We start from the raw sequence: 18558 nt of genomic DNA, 5'->3' as shown, positions 1-18558 counted from the left end.
CAAGCCACAAGCTGCAAGAAAGAGCGCGTAACCCCTGAATCAGGGCCATTCGCTTCTACTTGCAGCTTGCAGCTCAAAACTTGAAGCTCCCCGGAGGGGCCTATGAGCTATGTGATCGACCGACGCCTCAATGGCAAGAACAAGAGCACGGTAAACCGTCAGCGTTTCCTGCGGCGTTACCGTGACCACATCAAGAAGGCCGTCGAAGAGGCGGTCAGCCGGCGTTCCATCACCGATATGGAACACGGCGAACAGATCAGCATTCCCGGTCGCGACATCGACGAACCGGTACTTCATCACGGTCGTGGCGGCAAACAGACCGTGGTCCACCCCGGCAACAAGGAATTCACCGCCGGCGAGCACATCGCCCGTCCACCAGGTGGTGGTGGCGGACGCGGTCCGGGCAAGGCCGGCAACTCCGGCGAGGGCATGGACGAGTTTGTCTTCCAGATCACCCAGGAAGAATTCCTCGAGTTCATGTTCGAAGACCTCGAACTGCCGAATCTGGTCAAACGCAACCTCAGCGGCACCGACACCTTCAAAACCGTGCGCGCCGGGATCAGCAACGAAGGCAACCCGTCCCGCATCAATATCATCCGCACCTTGCGCTCGGCGCATGCCCGGCGTATCGCCCTGTCCGGCAGCAGCCGGGCGAAACTGCGCGAAGTCAAAGCCGAGCTGGAGCGCCTGAGACGCGAAGAGCCGGACAACTTCGGCGATATTCAGGAACTGGAAGCGGAAATCGAAAAACTCAGCGCGCGCATCCATCGCGTACCGTTCCTCGACACCTTCGATTTGAAATACAACCTGCTGATCAAGCAGCCGAACCCCAGTTCGAAAGCCGTGATGTTCTGCCTGATGGACGTTTCCGGCTCGATGACCCAAGCGACCAAGGACATCGCCAAGCGCTTCTTCATCCTCTTGTACCTGTTTCTCAAGCGCAATTACGACAAGATCGACGTGGTGTTCATCCGCCATCACACCAGCGCCCGGGAAGTTGATGAAGAAGAGTTCTTCTACTCGCGAGAAACCGGCGGCACCATCGTTTCCAGCGCCTTGAAACTGATGCAGGAAATCATGGCCGAGCGTTATCCGAGCAACGAGTGGAACATCTATGCCGCTCAGGCGTCGGACGGCGACAACTGGAACGATGACTCGCCGATCTGCCGTGACATCCTGATCAACCAGATCATGCCGTTTGTGCAGTACTACACTTACGTGGAGATTACCCCGCGCGAACATCAGGCCTTGTGGTACGAATACGAACGCATCGCCGAAGCCTTTTCTGACACGTTTGCCCAGCAGCAACTGGTCTCGGCCGGAGATATCTATCCGGTCTTCCGTGAACTCTTCCAGCGCAGGTTAGTGACATGACCGCCAAAGAGCAGAAGCGCCAACCCATTTCCACCGGCTCGGAATGGACGTTCGAGCTGATCCAGACCTACGACCGCGAAATCGCTCGGATTGCGGCCCGCTATGCTCTGGACACTTATCCCAACCAGATCGAAGTGATTACCGCCGAACAAATGATGGACGCCTATGCTTCGGTGGGCATGCCGCTGGGTTACCACCACTGGTCCTACGGCAAGCACTTCCTCAGCACCGAGAAATCCTACAGCCGCGGGCAGATGGGCCTGGCCTACGAAATTGTGATCAACTCCGATCCGTGCATTGCCTATCTGATGGAAGAGAACACCATCTGCATGCAGGCGCTGGTGGTGGCACACGCTTGTTATGGTCACAACAGTTTCTTCAAGGGCAACTATCTGTTCCGCACCTGGACTGATGCCAGTTCGATCATTGACTACCTGGTGTTCGCCAAGCAGTACATCATGCAATGCGAGGAGCGCCACGGCATCGATGCCGTGGAAGACCTGCTCGATTCCTGCCATGCACTCATGAACTACGGCGTCGACCGTTACAAGCGTCCCTATCCGATCTCGGCCGAAGAAGAGCGGCGCCGGCAGAAAGATCGCGAAGAGCATATGCAGAAACAGATCAACGATCTGTGGCGCACCATTCCAAAAGGTGCGGACAAGTACAGCGACAAGGACAACGCACGCTTCCCGGCCGAGCCGCAGGAAAACATCCTTTACTTCATCGAAAAGCACGCGCCGCTGCTGGAGCCATGGCAACGCGAGATCGTGCGCATCGTGCGCAAGATAGCCCAGTATTTCTATCCACAGCGCCAGACCCAAGTGATGAACGAAGGCTGGGCAACGTTCTGGCATTACACCTTGATGAACGACCTGTACGACGAAGGGCTGGTCACCGACGGTTTCATGATGGAATTCCTCACTTCACACACCAGCGTGGTGTTCCAGCCAGGTTTTGACAGCCCCTATTACAGCGGCATCAACCCGTACGCGCTGGGTTTTGCCATGTATCGCGACATTCGCCGCATGTGCGAAGAGCCTACCGAGGAAGACCGTCGCTGGTTCCCGGAAATCGCCGGGACCGATTGGCTGTCGACCATCAAGTTCGCCATGAGCAGCTTCAAGGATGAGAGTTTCATCCTGCAGTACCTGTCGCCGAAAGTGATTCGCGACCTGAAACTGTTCAGCATTCTCGACGATGACCAGAAAGACGACCTGCTCGTGCCAGCCATTCATGACGAAAGCGGCTATCGGATCATCCGCGAAACCCTGGCGGCGCAGTACAACCTCGGTAATCGTGAACCGAACGTGCAGATCTACAGCATTGATCGACGCGGCGACCGTTCACTGACACTGCGCCACCAGCAGCACGATCGCAAACCGTTGGGCGATTCCACTGACGAGGTGCTCAAACACCTGCACCGACTCTGGGGCTTCGACATTCACCTGGAAACCCTGCAGGGCGACCAGATCATGAAAACCCATCACGTTCCGCCTCGCAGTGAACACAGCGAAGGGGATTACGGTCGACTCGATCTGGCCGTGATACATCTTTAAGCCGGTTCGGCCTCCGAAAGTCTGACGCAAGGGTTATCCTGTCGGGCTAACGGAGGTTTTTTATGCAGGTTTACAAGGTTGGCGGCGCGGTACGTGATCGCTTGTTGGGGTTGCCGGTCACCGATATCGACCGGGTCGTCGTCGGCGCAACGACCGAAGAAATGCTCGCTCAGGGCTTCCGCCCGGTTGGCGCGGATTTTCCGGTGTTTTTACACCCGAAAACCGGCGAGGAATACGCCCTCGCCCGTACGGAACGCAAGAGTGGCCGTGGTTATGGCGGCTTCACGTTTTACGCAAGCCCCGAGGTGACCCTCGAAGAAGACCTGATCCGCCGCGACCTGACCATTAATGCCATGGCCGAGGACGATCAGCAGAATCTGACCGATCCGTACCATGGCCAGCGCGATCTCGAAGCGCGAATCCTGCGCCACGTTTCCCCGGCATTCGCCGAAGATCCTTTGCGTGTGCTGCGCGTTGCCCGCTTCGCCGCGCGTTATGCAGGCCTGGGCTTTACGGTTGCACCAGAAACGCTGGAGCTGATGCGCCAGCTCAGCGAATCCGGTGAACTGCAAGCCTTGACCGCTGAACGTAGCTGGAAGGAAATTTCCCGGGCATTACTGGAAAATCAGCCGCAAGTATTCATTGAGGTGCTGCGCGACTGCGGCGCGCTGAAAGTGTTGATGCCGGAGGTCGACGCGCTGTTCGGCGTGCCGCAACCGGAAGCACACCACCCGGAAATCGACACCGGGCTGCACACCCTCAGCGTGCTGCAACAGGCGGCCCTGCACAAACAACCGCTGACGGTACGCTGGGCCTGTCTGCTGCACGATCTCGGCAAAGGGCTGACGCCAGAAGAAGAGTGGCCACGACACATTGCCCACGAGCACACTGGGTTGAAGCTGATCAAAGCAGTCAACGAGCGCTTCAAGGCACCAAAGGATTGTCAGGAATTGGCGCTGCTGGTCGGCCAGTACCACACCCATGGTCACCGGGCGCTGGAATTGAAGGCTTCGACACTGCTGGAGTTGCTGCAAAGCTTCGATGTCTACCGTCGCCCGCAGCGTTTTGAGGAGTTTATTGCTGCCTGCGAAATGGACGCCCGTGGCCGCAAAGGCCTGGAGCAGCGGAGTTATCCACAGGCGGATTATTTGCGCGGTGCTGCAACCGCAGCGCGCGGTGTGGCGGTGCAGCCGTTGCTGGAAAAGGGATTCAAGGGACCGGCGCTGGGCGAAGCGCTGAAGCGCGAACGACTAAAGGTGCTGAAAGCCTATAAAGACGCGGCGTCTGCATAAAGCTTCGTCGGACCACAGCCCTGAGCCGACTCACTCCCACATTTTGGAACGCGCCCCCCTGTAGATACTCTGTTCACGGTCAAGCTTTTGCGAGGTGTTTCTCGCTAAAAAGCTTGGCCGTATTGAAATCTTCGCCGGCTCGCATACAGGCCCACAAGCCGGTCAGGTATTTGCGCATGACGGCGATGATGGCCTGCATCTTTCTTTTCCCTCGCCCGATCAAGGCTTCGTAAAAAGCTTTCACGTTACTGTCGCAACGTATGGCAGTCAGCGCTGGCATATACATCGCTGAGCGTAGGTAGGCGTTTCCGCCCTTACTTATCCGTCCAGGTTTATCGATGCTGGTACCTGATTGCGTAAGCCGCACATCGAGCCCTGCATGTCGGCTGACCTGGGCGGACTTAAGCGTCACTGGCAAGGTCGTCAATTCAGCCAATGCCGAAAATACTGAAATTTCGCCCATGCCTGGCGCTGCGATCATGTGCCCGAACTGGGCGCTTAGGGTTGGGCAATTGTCGATCAGCGCCCGACCTGCGAGCCTGAAACGCTCGATTCGCTTGTCAAAAGCTTCAATGGCTTCTTCTTCGTCTTCAATCAGCATTTTCACGGATGTTTGAGTAGCTTTGAGCGCATGCAGCTCGTTCTTGGCTCGGGTGCGATGACACGTCAAACGATTGATATGCCTTCCGATAGCCCGCAGTTCCAGCTGTATGGTCGTGGGCGGCGTCCACAATTTTGGGCTCATGCGTTCGCCGTATTCAGCTAGCAACTGGGCATCAATCGCATCGGTTTTGCTGTTTTTCAACATCAGCTTGGCAAAGTTATGAAAGCTCTTCGGGTTGATAACCGAAACGGGCAAACCCGCCGCAGTGAGTTCCATGGCCAAATCCAGGTAATAGATGCCGGTGGCCTCCATCACTACGGATAAAGGCTTGAGCTCGAGCAATCTGTTGACCGCTGCTTTGCGCCCGGCGGGCGTTTGGTCGATGTTGCAGGCACCTGCAAAACGGCCGTCGTTGCGCCAGCCCATGGCGGTCGTGCGAGACCCCACATCCAAACCGACATGCATGCTCATGCTTTCAACTCCGAGTGAACTGGGTTAGAAATGCATCCTGGTTCCCCTGACCTCGAACTTCATGCCACTGCAACCTTGTAATGCGAAGTCCGACTTGTCGGCTTCTCGATACTCTTCGTGGTGGGCAATGAGGCGGGGGGACCTCTCTACAGACAAGGTCAGGAGCAAGTCCTGCCTTTAGGAGTGATCGGTCTCCCCCAGAAACACATCTTCGTATGTCCGCACCAGCGAGCTTAGATCTCAATCGACTGGTGTGAGGGCAACATACAAGGAGTGAGCCTGCTCGCGATAGCGCCCCTGAGCTCAGTGCAAATCCGGAGGCGTAAGCTGCTGCCCTCGCCAGTCGAATGCCACCGGCGCCAATACCTGATCAATCTGCGCCTCGGCCCACAGCGTCGCGAAGCTTTTTCCCACACCCGGATGCACCCGATCCGGTGCAATCAGCGACAACGGCCACAGCACAAACGCATTTTTCAGAATTTCTGCCCGCGGCAGTACCAAACCATCGAAATTGCCGGCCAGATCGCCGTACAACAGCACGTCTATATCCAGTGGCAATCCTTTGCGATCCGGAGCATAGCGGCCATTGTCCGCCTCGATGAATTTCAGCCGCCGATCCAGCTCCATCAGCGGTAGATCGGTTTGCGCCGATACCACGAAATTGAAAAAAGGACCGCTCTTAATGCCCACCGGCTGGCTTTCGAACACCGCCGAACAGCGGATATCCACCAGGAATGTCGCCAAAGCGTCGAGCCCGGCGCGCAAATGAGTTTCACGGTCGATATTACTACCGAGCCCGAGGTAGACCTGAGTCAGCGACATCCGCGCTCGATCTCCACACCCACGCCGCCCTTGGCCGCTGGTACCGCGCCGGGCTTGGTCAGTTTCAGACGAACCCAAGTGATGTTGAATTCGTTCATGAGCACTTCGACCAGACGCTCGGCGAAGGTCTCGACCAACTGAAACTGCGCCTGCTCGGCAAAGGCCTGAATGCGCGTAGAAACGCTGGCGTAGTCAAGCGCCAGGGTCAGGTCGTCACCGGCAGCGGCCGGGCGATTGTCCCAGGCGAAGCTCAGATCAAGTCGCAGGCACTGGCGGATGCCGCGCTCCCAGTCATAGGCACCAATGACGGTGTCGACTTCCAGGCCCTCGATAAACACTCTGTCCAAGCACTTCTCTCCGCTGCACGACAAGGGCGCAATGCGCCGTTAGAATCAGGGCGTCCTCGCCCGGAATAGTTAGCATGTTTTGGTTACTGGCGATTCTCGCCTACCTGCTCGGCTCGCTGTCCTTCGCCATTTTGCTCAGCCGCCTGACCGGAAATCCGGACCCGCGAATGAGTGGCTCGGGTAATGCCGGCGCCACGAACATGCTGCGCCTGGCCGGTCGCAAACTGGCGATCCTGACCCTGCTGGGTGATCTGTGCAAAGGCTTGCTGCCGGTACTCATGGCAGCGGCTGTGGGCCTTTCGCTGCAGGATCAGGCGTGGATCGGCGTATGTGCCGTAATCGGTCACCTGTTCCCGCTGTATTTCCGCTTCCGCGGCGGCAAAGGCGTCGCCACCGCTGCCGGCATGCTGCTGGGCCTGTATCCGCCCGCCGCGCTGCTGGCCGTTTGCGCCTGGTTGCTGACGTTCTACCTGACCCGCACCAGCTCGTTGGCGGCGCTGATTGCCACGCCGCTGACCCTGCCGTTGCTGGCCTGGCAGGAACCGGCGGCACTGCTGCCGATGAGCGCGCTGACGCTACTGATTGTCTGGCGCCACCGCGGCAATCTACGCGACCTGTTTGCCGGGCGCGAACGGCATTTCTAAATAACGCCGTCGAGCGCCGTTCATCACAACGCCGACAACTGCTCCATCGGCCAGCGCGCCTGCACGCTGATCGCCAGGGTTTCCTGCTGACCGGCCTTCAGCCGCTGGCAACCGGCGAAGGCGATCATTGCGCCATTGTCGGTGCAGAATTCCGGGCGCGCATAAAACACATCGCCTTTCATGTCGCCGAGCATTTTTTCCAGGGAAACCCGCAAAGCCTTGTTGGCACTGACGCCACCCGCGATCACCAGACGCTTCATGCCCGCCTGTTTCAGCGCGCGCTTGCACTTGATGGTCAAAGTCTCCACCACGGCCTGCTGGAACGCCAGCGCAATGTCGCTGCGGGCTTGCTCGCCGTCGTCCCCGGCGCTGACGCATTGCTGCCAGGTATTGAGGGCGAAGGTTTTCAGGCCGCTGAAGCTGAAATCCAGGCCCGGGCGATCACACATCGGACGCGGGAAAGTGAAACGTCCTGCAGTGCCCTTTTCAGCCAACTTGGCGATTTCCGGACCGCCGGGATAATTGAGCCCCATCATCTTCGCGGTTTTGTCGAACGCTTCGCCGGCGGCATCGTCGAGCGTCTCGCCGAGCAGGCTGTATTGGCCGATGCCATCGACCTGAACCAGCTGCGTATGCCCGCCGGAGACCAACAAAGCGACGAACGGGAATTGCGGCGGTTTCGGCTCCAGCATCGGCGCCAGCAGATGGCCTTCCATGTGGTGCACGCCAAGCGCCGGAATCCCCCAGGCGAACGCCAGCGCCTGAGCGCAAGACGCACCGACCAGAAGCGCGCCAACCAGGCCGGGACCTGCGGTATAGGCGATCGCATCGATCTCGGTGGGCACGCAGTCGGCTTCGGCCAACACCTGACGGATCAAGGGCAGCATGCGTTTGACGTGGTCACGCGAGGCCAGCTCGGGCACTACTCCGCCGTAAGCGCGGTGCAGGTCGATCTGGCTGAACAGCGCGTCGGCCAGCAGACCGCGTTCGCTGTCATATAATGCGACGCCGGTTTCGTCGCAGGAGGTTTCTAATCCCAGTACTAGCATGGGTTTGCGCCTTGTTTAGGCTGAATTCGAAGGCGCGCATAATAGTCGCCGCGGGATGCCCCGACCAGCGGTTTTCGATCAGAGGCTTTGCATTCCGAGCGATGAGGGGTTAACATCCGCAACCCTTAAAAACCGACGTCTTCAAGTGCTCTTTTGCCGCGAGGATGTTGACCCCGGTAATGAATGAAGGTAGCTCTGGATGCCAGCCGTCAAAGTAAAAGAGAACGAACCCTTCGACGTAGCTCTGCGTCGTTTCAAGCGCTCCTGCGAAAAAGCCGGTGTACTGGCTGAAGTTCGTAGCCGCGAATTTTACGAGAAGCCAACTTCTGAGCGTAAGCGCAAGGCAGCAGCTGCTGTCAAGCGTCACGCCAAGAAAGTTCAGCGCGAACAGCGCCGCGCCGTTCGTCTGTACTAATACACAGACGTTCGTAGCAAGCTTCTTGCCTAAGCCCGGCTCACTGCCGGGCTAATGGCATTTGCGTAAAACGCTTGATGCTTCACCGTCGACGCCGCAGATGCGACCGAGACAAATCCGCTTCACCGCGTCAGGCCTGGCTTTTTTGCCAGCGGTGCACGTCTTTTCTGACGAGCCTTTCAAGGCTACTGACGAGCACACCCACTGATTCCTCTTACGACGATCAGCCCAAGGCACCTGCATGCGTGCCCGCTTTATTGAGCTATCCGAGGCCTTTTACCGGCCGTCAGCGGACTCAGCGCAACACTTTCAAATAGTCGAAGACTGATAGGTATTAACGTCAGTGGATTTTCGGCAGATACACTTCCCGACAGCGATCACGCAGACGACACCGGTCGAGCCGCACATTTTGTGCGCTTCCAACAAAGACCCGCGTCCTACAGCCTGTCGCAACGGACTTTTTGCAGCGCAGACGACGAGAACGCCATGGCCGGGCTGATACCCCAGAGCTTCATTGACGACCTGCTGAACCGCACCGACATCGTCGACGTGGTCAGCTCGCGCGTGCAATTGAAGAAGGCCGGCAAGAACTACACCGCCTGTTGCCCGTTTCACAAAGAGAAAACCCCGTCATTCAGCGTCAGCCCCGACAAGCAGTTCTATTACTGCTTCGGCTGTGGCGCCGGCGGCAATGCCCTCGGCTTTCTGATGGATCACGACAACCTGGATTTCCCCCAGGCCGTCGAAGATCTGGCCAAAGCCGCCGGCATGGAAATCCCCCGCGAAGAAAGCGGTCGCGAGCGCAAGCCCCGGCAACCGACCGATTCGCCGTTGTACCCACTACTGACCGCAGCCGCCGATTTTTACCGGCAGGCACTCAAGAGCCATCCTGCGCGTAAAGCCGCAGTGGATTACCTCAAGGGCCGCGGACTGACCGGCGAGATCGCCCGGGACTTCGGCCTCGGCTTTGCGCCGCCGGGCTGGGACAACCTGTTCAAGCATTTGAGCAGCGACACCCTGCAACAAAAGGCCATGATCGATGCCGGCCTGCTGATCGAGAACGCCGAAACCGGCAAACGCTATGACCGCTTCCGCGATCGCGTGATGTTCCCGATCCGCGACACCCGCGGCCGGATCATCGCATTCGGCGGCCGCGTACTGGGTGACGACAAACCCAAGTACCTGAACTCCCCGGAAACCCCGGTATTTCATAAAGGCCAGGAACTCTACGGCCTTTATGAAGCCCGCAAGAACAATCGCAACCTCGACGAGATCATCGTCGTCGAAGGCTACATGGACGTCATCGCCCTCGCCCAGCAAGGCTTGCGCAATGCCGTCGCGACGCTCGGCACCGCCACCAGCGAAGAACATCTGAAGCGGCTTTTCCGTGTCGTGCCGAACGTGCTGTTCTGTTTCGACGGCGACCAGGCCGGCCGCAACGCCGCATGGCGCGCACTGGAAGCCACTCTGCCGTGCCTGCAGGACGGCCGTCGTGCGCGATTCCTGTTTCTGCCCGAAGGCGAGGACCCGGACACCCTGGTTCGCGCCGAGGGCACCGATGCCTTCAAGGCGCGGATCAATCAGCATGCGCAGCCGCTGGCCGATTATTTTTTCCAGCAACTGACCGAAGAAGCCGACCCGCGCTCGCTCGAAGGCAAGGCCCACATGGCCACCCTCGCCGCGCCGCTGATCGACAAAGTGCCGGGGGCTAACCTGCGGATCCTGATGCGTCAGCGCCTGAGCGAAATCACCGGGCTGAGCAGCGAAACCGTCAGCCAGCTCGCGCAAAGCGCACCGCAGGAAGCGCCGCCCGCCTACGATCCAGGCATCGATTACGACGCCATGCCGGACTATGGCGACTATCATCAGCCGCAGGCACAGGACATGTATGCGCCGCAGCAGGAGTGGACGCCAAAGAAACCCGGCGCCGGCGGCAAAAAGTGGGACAAGAAACCCTGGGACAAGAACGGCAAGCGCGGCGGCGATCGTGATCAGCAGCGTCCGCGCACGCCGATCGGTGTCGAATCACCGACCCTGACCGCCCTGCGCACACTGCTTCATCATCCGCAATTGGCCAAGCGCGTCGAAGATGCCGGGCATATTGCTGACGAAAATCAGACCAATGCCCAGTTACTTGTGGCACTGCTCGAAGCCGTACAGAAGAATCCCCAGCTAAACTCATTTCAGTTGATCGCGCGATGGCACGGCACTGAACAGGGACGCTTGCTCAAGGCACTGGCAGAAAAGGAGTGGCTGATTGACGGAGAAAACCTTGAACAACAGTTTTTCGACACCATTACTAGCTTGTCAGCCCGCCAACGCGAGCGAAATCTCGAACAGTTACTCAGGAAAGCGCGGCAAAGCGAACTGAGCGTCGAAGAGAAAAATCAACTGCGCGACCTTTTAAGTCGCAATGTTTCCGCATCAAACCCGACCTCAACTGGCGCGTGAGGTCATAGCTCAGGTATAATCCTCGGCTTGTTTTTTGCCCGCCAAGACCTTCAGTGGATAGGGTGTTATGTCCGGAAAAGCGCAACAGCAGTCTCGTATTATTGAGTTGATCAAACTGGGTCGTGAGCAGAAGTATCTGACTTACGCCGAGGTCAACGACCACCTGCCCGAGGATATTTCAGATCCTGAGCAGGTGGAAGACATCATCCGCATGATCAACGACATGGGGATCCCCGTACACGAGAGTGCTCCGGATGCGGACGCCCTTATGTTGGCCGACGCCGATACCGACGAGGCCGCTGCGGAAGAAGCAGCCGCTGCGTTGGCAGCGGTGGAGACCGATATCGGTCGCACCACTGACCCTGTGCGCATGTATATGCGTGAAATGGGTACGGTAGAGCTTCTGACTCGTGAAGGCGAAATCGAAATCGCCAAGCGGATCGAAGAAGGCATTCGTGAAGTGATGAGCGCGATCGCGCACTTCCCTGGCACGGTTGACCACATTCTCTCCGAGTACACGCGTGTCACCACCGAAGGTGGTCGCCTGTCCGACGTCCTGAGCGGTTACATCGACCCGGACGACGGCATTGCGCCGCCAGCGGCAGAAGTGCCACCGCCGGTTGACCCGAAAGCCGTCAAGGCCGACGACGATACCGACGATGAGGATACCGAAGCTTCCGATGACGAAGACGAAGCCGAAAGCGGTCCGGATCCGGTCATCGCTGCGCAGCGCTTTGGCGCCGTGGCCGACCAGATGGAGATCACCCGCAAGGCCCTGAAAAAGCACGGTCGCAACAACAAGGCAGCGATTGCCGAGTTGCTCGCACTGGCCGAGCTGTTCATGCCGATCAAACTGGTGCCGAAGCAATTCGAAGGCCTGGTCGAGCGTGTACGCAGTGCCCTGGATCGTCTGCGTCAGCAAGAGCGCGCGATCATGCAGCTGTGCGTACGTGATGCACGTATGCCGCGCGCCGATTTCCTGCGTCAGTTCCCGGGCAACGAAGTCGACGAAAGCTGGTCCGACGCCCTGGCCAAAGGCAAGAGCAAGTACGCCGAAGCCATCGGTCGCGTGCAGCCGGACATCATTCGTTGCCAGCAGAAACTGATCGCGCTGGAAACCGAGACCGGTCTGACCATCGCAGAAATCAAGGACATCAACCGTCGCATGTCGATCGGTGAGGCCAAGGCCCGCCGCGCGAAGAAAGAGATGGTTGAAGCCAACCTGCGTCTGGTGATCTCGATCGCCAAGAAATACACCAACCGCGGCCTGCAGTTCCTCGACCTGATCCAGGAAGGCAACATCGGTCTGATGAAAGCGGTGGACAAGTTTGAATACCGTCGTGGTTACAAGTTCTCGACTTATGCCACCTGGTGGATCCGTCAGGCGATCACTCGCTCGATCGCCGACCAGGCCCGCACCATCCGTATTCCGGTGCACATGATCGAGACGATCAACAAGCTCAACCGCATTTCCCGGCAGATGCTGCAGGAAATGGGTCGCGAACCGACCCCGGAAGAGCTGGGCGAACGCATGGAAATGCCTGAGGACAAGATCCGAAAGGTATTGAAGATCGCCAAAGAGCCGATCTCCATGGAAACCCCGATCGGTGATGACGAAGACTCCCATCTGGGCGACTTCATCGAAGACTCGACCATGCAGTCGCCAATCGATGTTGCCACCGTTGAGAGCCTGAAAGAAGCGACTCGCGAAGTACTGTCCGGCCTCACTGCCCGTGAAGCCAAGGTCCTGCGCATGCGTTTCGGTATCGACATGAACACCGACCACACGCTCGAAGAGGTGGGCAAACAGTTTGACGTAACGCGTGAGCGGATCCGTCAGATCGAAGCCAAGGCGCTGCGCAAGCTGCGCCACCCGACGCGAAGCGAGCATTTGCGCTCCTTCCTCGACGAGTGATACCAGAACCCCCGGCCCAGGCCGGGGGTTTTGTTTTTATGGCAGATTAAATTCTCCGCACCGCCCTTCCCCCGCCTACCGCGTCTACACTCGAACCAATCATCCCCGAGCCATAACGAGAGCGTTATGCACAGACTGGCGCCCGTGCTTTTTTTGCTGTCATTGATGATCTGGACCGCAACGGCTGACGCGCTGACTCTGACCGATGAAGAACGCAGCTGGCTGGCGGCACACCCGGACTTACGCCTGGGTGTCGACGCGTCGTGGCCACCTTTCGAGTTTCGCGACGATCAGAACCGCTATCAGGGTCTGGCCGCCGACTATATCGGCGTGATTCGCCAACGTCTGTCGATCAAATTGACGCCGATCGAACCGGTCAGTTGGACTGTGGTGCTGGAACAGGTCAAAAGCGGCAAGATCGATCTACTGCCCGGAATCATGTCGACCCCTGAACGCCAGACTTACCTGTCGTTCACACGGCCCTATCTGGACTTTCCGATCGTCATCCTCGCCCATGTTGGCGGCGCTCAGCCGCGAAAATTAGACGATCTGTACGGTTTGAAAATTGCCGTGGTGGAAAATTACGCGCCGCACGAACTGCTGCGCACTCACCATCCGGATCTGAACCTGGTAGCCATGCCTAACGTCAGCTCGGCGTTGCAGGCATTGGCCACAGACGAAGTCGACGCAGTCGTCGGCGATCTTGCTTCCAGCGTCTGGAGCCTGCGCCAGCTCAAGCTCGACGGCCTCTACGTCAGCGGCGAAACCCCTTATCGCTACCAATTGGCGATGGCCGTACCTCGCGAGAACAAGGTGCTAGTGGGAATTCTCGATAAAGTCCTGGCCGACATGAGCCCGGACGAGATCAGCAGCATTCAGGAGCAGTGGGTCGGAAACGTACTCGATCACCGGACATTCTGGTCGGATCTGCTGATTTACGGTCTGCCAGGATTACTGCTGTTGGTGACGATTCTTGCCGTGGTAATCCGCATCAACCGCCGCTTGAGCTCGGAAATTGCCCGCCGCATCGACCTCGAACAGGAATTGCGCAGCAGCGAGTATCACTATCGCGGCTTGGTGGAAAGCCTGTCGGCTATTGCCTGGGAAGCGCGGATGAGCGACTTCACCTACAGCTACGTCTCGCCCCATGCCGAGAATTTGCTCGGTTATCCGCAATCCCATTGGCTGATACCCGGTTTCTGGCACAACATCATCCATCCGGCCGACCTGACCCGCACGCAGAACTACTGCAAAGAGGCCCTGCGCGAGGGCCGCGATCACATCGTCGACTACCGAGTGATTACCGCCGACGGCCGCTGCCTGTGGGTGCGCGACATTGTCAGCCTCATCGAACATGGTCATGAACCGGTGATGCGCGGTTTGATGATCGACATCAGCGAAATCAAGCGAACCGAAGAAGCGCTGCGTCTTTCAGAGCAGAAATTCGCCTCGGTCTTTGAACAGTGCCCGGATATTCTGGTGATCGCGCGCCTGTCCGATGGCTGCCTGCTGGAAGTCAACGAAGCGTTTGAAGAGCAGATCGGCCTGAAAGCCAGGGGACGTCCTCGGGCAGACCGCGACCGATCTGAATATCTGGGGAATTCCCGGTGTCGGCCCGGGACTGCTCCAGCGGTTGCAGGCGGGCAGCATCCGCAACCTGGAGATGCCTTTTCGCCGCAACAACGGCCAAGTGTTCACCGGTCTGATTTCCGCCGAGCCATTCGATCTGGACGCCACCGCGGCGCTGGTGGTGGTCGTGCGTGACATCACCCAGCTCAAGGAAACCCAGCAGCAGCTGCAAACCTCTGAAGAAAAATTCGCCAAGGCTTTCCATGCTTCACCGGATGGCTTGCTGCTGTCGCGCCAAAGCGATGGTCTGCTGCTGGAAGTCAACGAGGGCTTCAGCCGGATTACCGGCTTCAACAGCGCCATGTCGGTGGATCGCTCGACACTTGATCTGGGCATCTGGGTCAATCTCAATGAGCGCAAACAGATGCTCGACTTGCTGCAGCGCGATGGCTTCGTTCGCGACTTCACTTGCCATATCCGCCGCAGTGACGGGCAGATTCGCCTTTGCGAAGTGTCCAGCCGGCCGCTGCCGATCGGCGAAGAAGACTGCATGCTGACCATCGCCCGCGACATCACCGAGCGCCACCTGATGCAGGAAAAACTGCAGCAGGCCGCCACCGTGTTCGAAAGCACCGCCGAGGGCGTGCTGATCACCGATACCCAACAACACATCAGCGCAGTCAACCGCGCCTTCACCGAAATCACCGGTTACAGCGAAAGCGAAGCGCTTGGCCATACCCCGCGCCTGCTCGCGTCCGGCCTGCATGACAGCGCCTTTTACGCGGCGATGTGGCACCAGTTGACCGCCGAAGGCCACTGGCAAGGCGAGATCTCCAACCGGCGCAAGAACGGCGAGTTGTACCCGAGCTGGCTGACCATCAGTGCGGTGCGCAATCGCGACAAGTTCATCACCCACTTTGTCGCAGTGTTCGCCGACATCTCCAGCCTCAAGCATGCCCAGGCCAAGCTTGATTACCAGGCGCATCACGACCCGCTGACCGGCCTGCCGAACCGCACGTTGTTCGAGAGCCGTTTGCAAATGGCGCTGAACGGTCAGCAGGAAAACGGCGGTCAGGGCGCCGTGTTGTTCCTCGATCTCGACCGTTTCAAACACATCAACGACAGCCTCGGCCACCCGGTCGGCGACCTGCTGCTCAAGGGCATCGCCATTCGCTTGAAAGAACAATTACGCGATATCGATACCGTTGCGCGCCTGGGCGGCGATGAATTCATCATTTTGCTGCCCGGCCTGCAACAGGCCAGTGATGCCGACAACATCGCCATTAAACTGCTCAATTGCTTTGGCGCACCGTTTCAGGCCGGAGAGCATGAGTTCTTCATCAGCGCCAGCATCGGCACCAGCCTATATCCGCGTGACGGCTGCGACGTCGCCACACTGGTAAAAAACGCCGACGCGGCGATGTATCGCTCCAAGGCCAAGGGTCGCAACCGCGTCGAAAGCTACACCCGCGACCTCACCGCCCAGGCCAGCGAACGCATTGCGCTTGAACACGAACTGCGCCGCGCCATCGAGCGCGACGAACTGTTCCTGTATTACCAACCAAAAATCAGCCTCGACGATCATCGCCTGGTCGGCGCCGAAGCGTTGATCCGCTGGCGTCACCCGACGTTCGGCGACGTACCGCCCGAGCATTTCATTCCGCTGGCCGAAGAGAACGGCATGATTCTGCAGATCGGTGACTGGGTGCTCGAGACGGCGTGCCGGCAGATGTTCGAATGGAATCAGGTCTACGACAGCCTCGGCCCGCTGTCGGTCAACCTCGCCGGAGCGCAACTGCGCCAGCCGAATCTGCTCGGACGCATCGAGCAACTGCTCAAGGACAACCGCCTGCAGCCGGATTTACTGCAACTGGAAATTACCGAGAATTTCATCATGAGTCAGGCCGAAGAAGCGCTGGCCGTGCTGCACCAGCTCAAACACCTCGGCGTGCAACTGGCGATCGACGACTTCGGCACCGGTTATTCCTCGCTCAGCTACTTGAAGCGTCTGCCGCTGGACATCCTCAAGATCGACCAGTCATTCGTCCGCGGCCTGCCCGACGATCCCCATGATGCGGCCATTGTGCGGGCCATCATCGCACTGGGCCGAAGCATGCAATTCACCGTCATCGCCGAGGGCGTCGAAACCCAGGCACAACAACAATTCCTCGCCGCCGAAGGCTGCGAACAGATCCAGGGCTACATCGTCAGCCTGCCGCTGCCACCGGAAGAATTCGCGGCAACGTTTCTGCGTGTAACCGTATCGGATTTTTCGGATAGCACAGCCGAGAAACCGTCGCTATAATCCGCGACCTACTGAGGGCCTATAGCTCAGTTGGTTAGAGCAGAGGACTCATAATCCTTTGGTCCACGGTTCAAGTCCGTGTGGGCCCACCAAATTGAAAGCCGCGCTATATGCGCGGCTTTTTTATGGGCGGGTGGTTGGGCTCCTACCTTGCGAACGCAGTGTTCAGAAGACTTCCCGGAGACTGTAGGCAAGTTCCGAAGCTGCGATTTTGAGCGTTTTGATGCCTGTTGGGATTATGTTCCCAGGGATACTCTCCAGACGTCGCAGCTTATCAGCGACCAGGCTTGGAAACCCGGCGAAATCAGTGAACAGCAACAGCGCTTCGCTCTATAGCGATGGCGGCCGTAAATAAGACGTCTTAGACGTGCCGGTTTCTGGTTCCGTTTTCCAACCTACGCATGGTTGCCATTCGACTCCAACGAACGTGGTGACTCCCCACATCGCGCTCGTTGCACGTTCGGCGACAATCACTATGGAATGGAAAGACCTGCTTATTGGCGAACGCAAATACTGCATGGTGCATTTACAACCCTTTGAACTTGCGTTCGACGTCGCTGAGCAGCAGCTTGTCGTCAGATTTGAATTCGGCTTCCACTGTTTTACCGATGACAAAGGTCACGGCCAGCCGCTCAGACACAAAGGAGAGGTTCGGTATTTTTGTGCGGACCGCCATTACCGCAGCAGCCAGATTACAGACTACCTGCATAAACGCTTTTTCAAAGGTCTGGCTGTGCCCTTCTACGTAGAAAACAGTCAGCGCTACTACTGCCTTGATTTGCATGACTACGCGCTCTTTTTTTCGATCAGCAAGCCGAAGAACACGACGAACCGTCTGAAACTCCGAATCATTTCCGCCTACGAGGTCGCTGACTGGGGACGAGCGAAGCTGCCGAAAGGAAAACCTCATAACGTCCGCTACATTCTGGAAATGCGTAACGCGGGGAAATCCGTTTGAGAGAAAGCAAAAAGCCCCGATGCTTGCGCATCGGGGCTTTTTGTAAATCTCAATATCGGCCTGTTCTTTCACGGTTTCCCGTTTATCCCGCTCACTGGCTAGGAGTAGCTTGCACCACCGAAATCAACACCCTTTGCTTGCAAAGTTCCGGTCTGTGCTGACGTGCCGATGATAGCCCTTGAACTTGACAAGAGCAACCGTCCCGTCCGTTCGCTTCTTCGTAGACGACGATAGGTGCCGCCGTATGCTCCAACGTGATTGACCCTGTAACATCCGAACCTCATTGCTCATGCTATCGGAGCCACCTTTGCCAGACACCCGCCCCCCACTCTCGACGAAATCGACCGCCAGCTGATCGCCGCCCTGCAAATCAACGCCCGCGAGAGCGTAGCCATGCTCGCCCGGCAGCTGGGCATCGCGCGCACCACAGTGACCTCACGACTGGCGCGGCTGGAAAAAACCAAAGTCATCACCGGTTATGGCGTGCGCCTCGGGCAGCGCGTGGTTGATGGCGGGTTGCAGGCCTATGTCGGGATCAAGGTGCAGCCGCGGTCCGGCAAGGAGGTGTTGCGTCGCTTGAGTGCGATGGCGCAGGTGCAGCAGTTGTGTGCGGTGAGTGGCGAGTTTGATTATGTGGCGTGGTTGCGGACCGATTCGCCGGAGCAGCTGGATCAGTTGCTGGATCAGATCGGCAGTGTCGACGGGGTGGAGAAGACCACGACTTCGATCATTTTGAGTAGCAAGATTGATCGGGGGCAGCCGGTTTGAATTTTTCCCACTGGG

13 protein-coding genes, 1 tRNA gene and 1 pseudogene are annotated in these 18558 nt (G+C 58.3%); 11 read left to right on the top strand and 4 right to left on the bottom strand.

All coding sequences use genetic code 11. The annotated features are described in order from the left end of the window. Nucleotides 1-102 precede the first annotated feature (102 nt). The 3 genes from M0746_RS28325 (at nucleotide 103) to M0746_RS28315 (ending at nucleotide 4225) form a co-directional block, all read left to right on the top strand. Nucleotides 103-1374: a YeaH/YhbH family protein gene (locus M0746_RS28325; RefSeq protein ID WP_090286856.1), complete on the top strand. Its 1272-nt coding sequence runs from the start codon at nucleotides 103-105 to the stop codon at nucleotides 1372-1374. Further along, nucleotides 1371-2933 (top strand): SpoVR family protein, encoded by a 1563-nt coding sequence (locus M0746_RS28320; protein WP_208939529.1) that lies wholly within the window; start codon nucleotides 1371-1373, stop codon nucleotides 2931-2933. The genes M0746_RS28325 and M0746_RS28320 overlap by 4 nt, the downstream gene beginning before the upstream one ends. 62 nt (nucleotides 2934-2995) lie before the next feature. After that, a complete protein-coding gene (locus M0746_RS28315; protein WP_208939528.1) occupies nucleotides 2996-4225 on the top strand; it encodes a multifunctional CCA addition/repair protein in 1230 nt (409 codons plus the stop codon). 79 nt (nucleotides 4226-4304) lie between these two features. Here the strand turns inward: M0746_RS28315 and M0746_RS28310 are convergent, their stop codons facing one another. From M0746_RS28310 to folB, 3 genes are all read right to left on the bottom strand, one after another. Next, nucleotides 4305-5300, bottom strand: coding sequence for an IS110 family transposase (locus tag M0746_RS28310; RefSeq protein WP_258451374.1), 996 nt, complete (start codon nucleotides 5298-5300; stop codon nucleotides 4305-4307). A gap of 303 nt (nucleotides 5301-5603) precedes the next feature. Further along, complete coding sequence (folK, locus tag M0746_RS28305) at nucleotides 5604-6122, bottom strand: 2-amino-4-hydroxy-6-hydroxymethyldihydropteridine diphosphokinase (protein ID WP_208939527.1); 519 nt, start codon at nucleotides 6120-6122, stop codon at nucleotides 5604-5606. Continuing rightward, nucleotides 6113-6469: a dihydroneopterin aldolase gene (folB, locus tag M0746_RS28300; RefSeq protein WP_008085185.1), complete on the bottom strand. Its 357-nt coding sequence runs from the start codon at nucleotides 6467-6469 to the stop codon at nucleotides 6113-6115. The genes folK and folB overlap by 10 nt, the downstream gene beginning before the upstream one ends. A gap of 74 nt (nucleotides 6470-6543) precedes the next feature. Between folB and plsY the strand changes: the two genes are divergently transcribed. Then, entirely contained in the window at nucleotides 6544-7113 is a 570-nt protein-coding gene (gene plsY / locus M0746_RS28295; RefSeq protein ID WP_208939526.1) for a glycerol-3-phosphate 1-O-acyltransferase PlsY, read from the top strand. Nucleotides 7114-7136: 23 nt separating this feature from the next. On the opposite strand, the gene tsaD is transcribed toward plsY, so the two are convergent. Continuing rightward, nucleotides 7137-8162, bottom strand: a complete 1026-nt coding sequence (gene tsaD / locus M0746_RS28290) for a tRNA (adenosine(37)-N6)-threonylcarbamoyltransferase complex transferase subunit TsaD (protein WP_208939525.1) — start codon at nucleotides 8160-8162, stop codon at nucleotides 7137-7139. 199 nt (nucleotides 8163-8361) lie between these two features. Here tsaD and rpsU point away from each other — a divergent pair, with 199 nt between their 5' ends. The 7 genes and pseudogenes from rpsU (at nucleotide 8362) to M0746_RS28255 (ending at nucleotide 18543) form a co-directional block, all read left to right on the top strand. Next, nucleotides 8362-8577, top strand: a complete 216-nt coding sequence (rpsU, locus tag M0746_RS28285; RefSeq protein WP_002551877.1) for a 30S ribosomal protein S21 — start codon at nucleotides 8362-8364, stop codon at nucleotides 8575-8577. A 486-nt stretch (nucleotides 8578-9063) separates the two neighbouring features. Continuing rightward, nucleotides 9064-11028 carry a DNA primase gene (gene dnaG / locus M0746_RS28280; RefSeq protein ID WP_258451373.1) on the top strand — a complete coding sequence of 655 codons (1965 nt, stop codon included), beginning with the start codon at nucleotides 9064-9066 and terminating at the stop codon, nucleotides 11026-11028. 67 nt (nucleotides 11029-11095) lie between these two features. Next, nucleotides 11096-12943, top strand: a complete 1848-nt coding sequence (gene rpoD, locus M0746_RS28275) for an RNA polymerase sigma factor RpoD (RefSeq protein WP_258451372.1) — start codon at nucleotides 11096-11098, stop codon at nucleotides 12941-12943. Nucleotides 12944-13069: 126 nt separating this feature from the next. Beyond that, nucleotides 13070-16817 (top strand): annotated as a pseudogene (locus M0746_RS28270) (bifunctional diguanylate cyclase/phosphodiesterase). Nucleotides 16818-16832: 15 nt separating this feature from the next. Further along, nucleotides 16833-16909, top strand: a tRNA-Ile gene (locus M0746_RS28265). A 425-nt stretch (nucleotides 16910-17334) separates the two neighbouring features. Then, nucleotides 17335-17775, top strand: coding sequence for a hypothetical protein (locus tag M0746_RS28260; RefSeq protein WP_208941031.1), 441 nt, complete (start codon nucleotides 17335-17337; stop codon nucleotides 17773-17775). 294 nt (nucleotides 17776-18069) lie between these two features. Beyond that, entirely contained in the window at nucleotides 18070-18543 is a 474-nt protein-coding gene (locus tag M0746_RS28255) for an Lrp/AsnC family transcriptional regulator (protein ID WP_258451536.1), read from the top strand. Nucleotides 18544-18558 lie beyond the last annotated feature (15 nt).

Origin of the sequence: Pseudomonas sp. S11P7 (assembly GCF_023195435.1) — a bacterium.
GTDB classification, from domain to species: domain Bacteria; phylum Pseudomonadota; class Gammaproteobacteria; order Pseudomonadales; family Pseudomonadaceae; genus Aquipseudomonas; species Aquipseudomonas fluorescens_G.
The sequence above is the reverse complement of the archived record's forward strand: the minus strand, read 5'-3'. Positions and strand labels throughout refer to the sequence as shown.

What these genes read in the sequence shown, in the direction of transcription:
- M0746_RS28320 (WP_208939529.1), top strand. Translation starts at nt 1,371, where the DNA reads ATGACCGCCAAAGAGCAGAAGCGCCAACCCATTTCCACCGGCTCGGAA.
- rpsU (WP_002551877.1), top strand. Translation starts at nt 8,362, where the DNA reads ATGCCAGCCGTCAAAGTAAAAGAGAACGAACCCTTCGACGTAGCTCTG.
- M0746_RS28310 (WP_258451374.1), bottom strand. Translation starts at nt 5,300, where the DNA reads ATGAGCATGCATGTCGGTTTGGATGTGGGGTCTCGCACGACCGCCATG.
- M0746_RS28260 (WP_208941031.1), top strand. Translation starts at nt 17,335, where the DNA reads ATGGTGCATTTACAACCCTTTGAACTTGCGTTCGACGTCGCTGAGCAG.
- rpoD (WP_258451372.1), top strand. Translation starts at nt 11,096, where the DNA reads ATGTCCGGAAAAGCGCAACAGCAGTCTCGTATTATTGAGTTGATCAAA.
- dnaG (WP_258451373.1), top strand. Translation starts at nt 9,064, where the DNA reads ATGGCCGGGCTGATACCCCAGAGCTTCATTGACGACCTGCTGAACCGC.
- tsaD (WP_208939525.1), bottom strand. Translation starts at nt 8,162, where the DNA reads ATGCTAGTACTGGGATTAGAAACCTCCTGCGACGAAACCGGCGTCGCA.
- M0746_RS28325 (WP_090286856.1), top strand. Translation starts at nt 103, where the DNA reads ATGAGCTATGTGATCGACCGACGCCTCAATGGCAAGAACAAGAGCACG.
- plsY (WP_208939526.1), top strand. Translation starts at nt 6,544, where the DNA reads ATGTTTTGGTTACTGGCGATTCTCGCCTACCTGCTCGGCTCGCTGTCC.
- folK (WP_208939527.1), bottom strand. Translation starts at nt 6,122, where the DNA reads ATGTCGCTGACTCAGGTCTACCTCGGGCTCGGTAGTAATATCGACCGT.
- M0746_RS28315 (WP_208939528.1), top strand. Translation starts at nt 2,996, where the DNA reads ATGCAGGTTTACAAGGTTGGCGGCGCGGTACGTGATCGCTTGTTGGGG.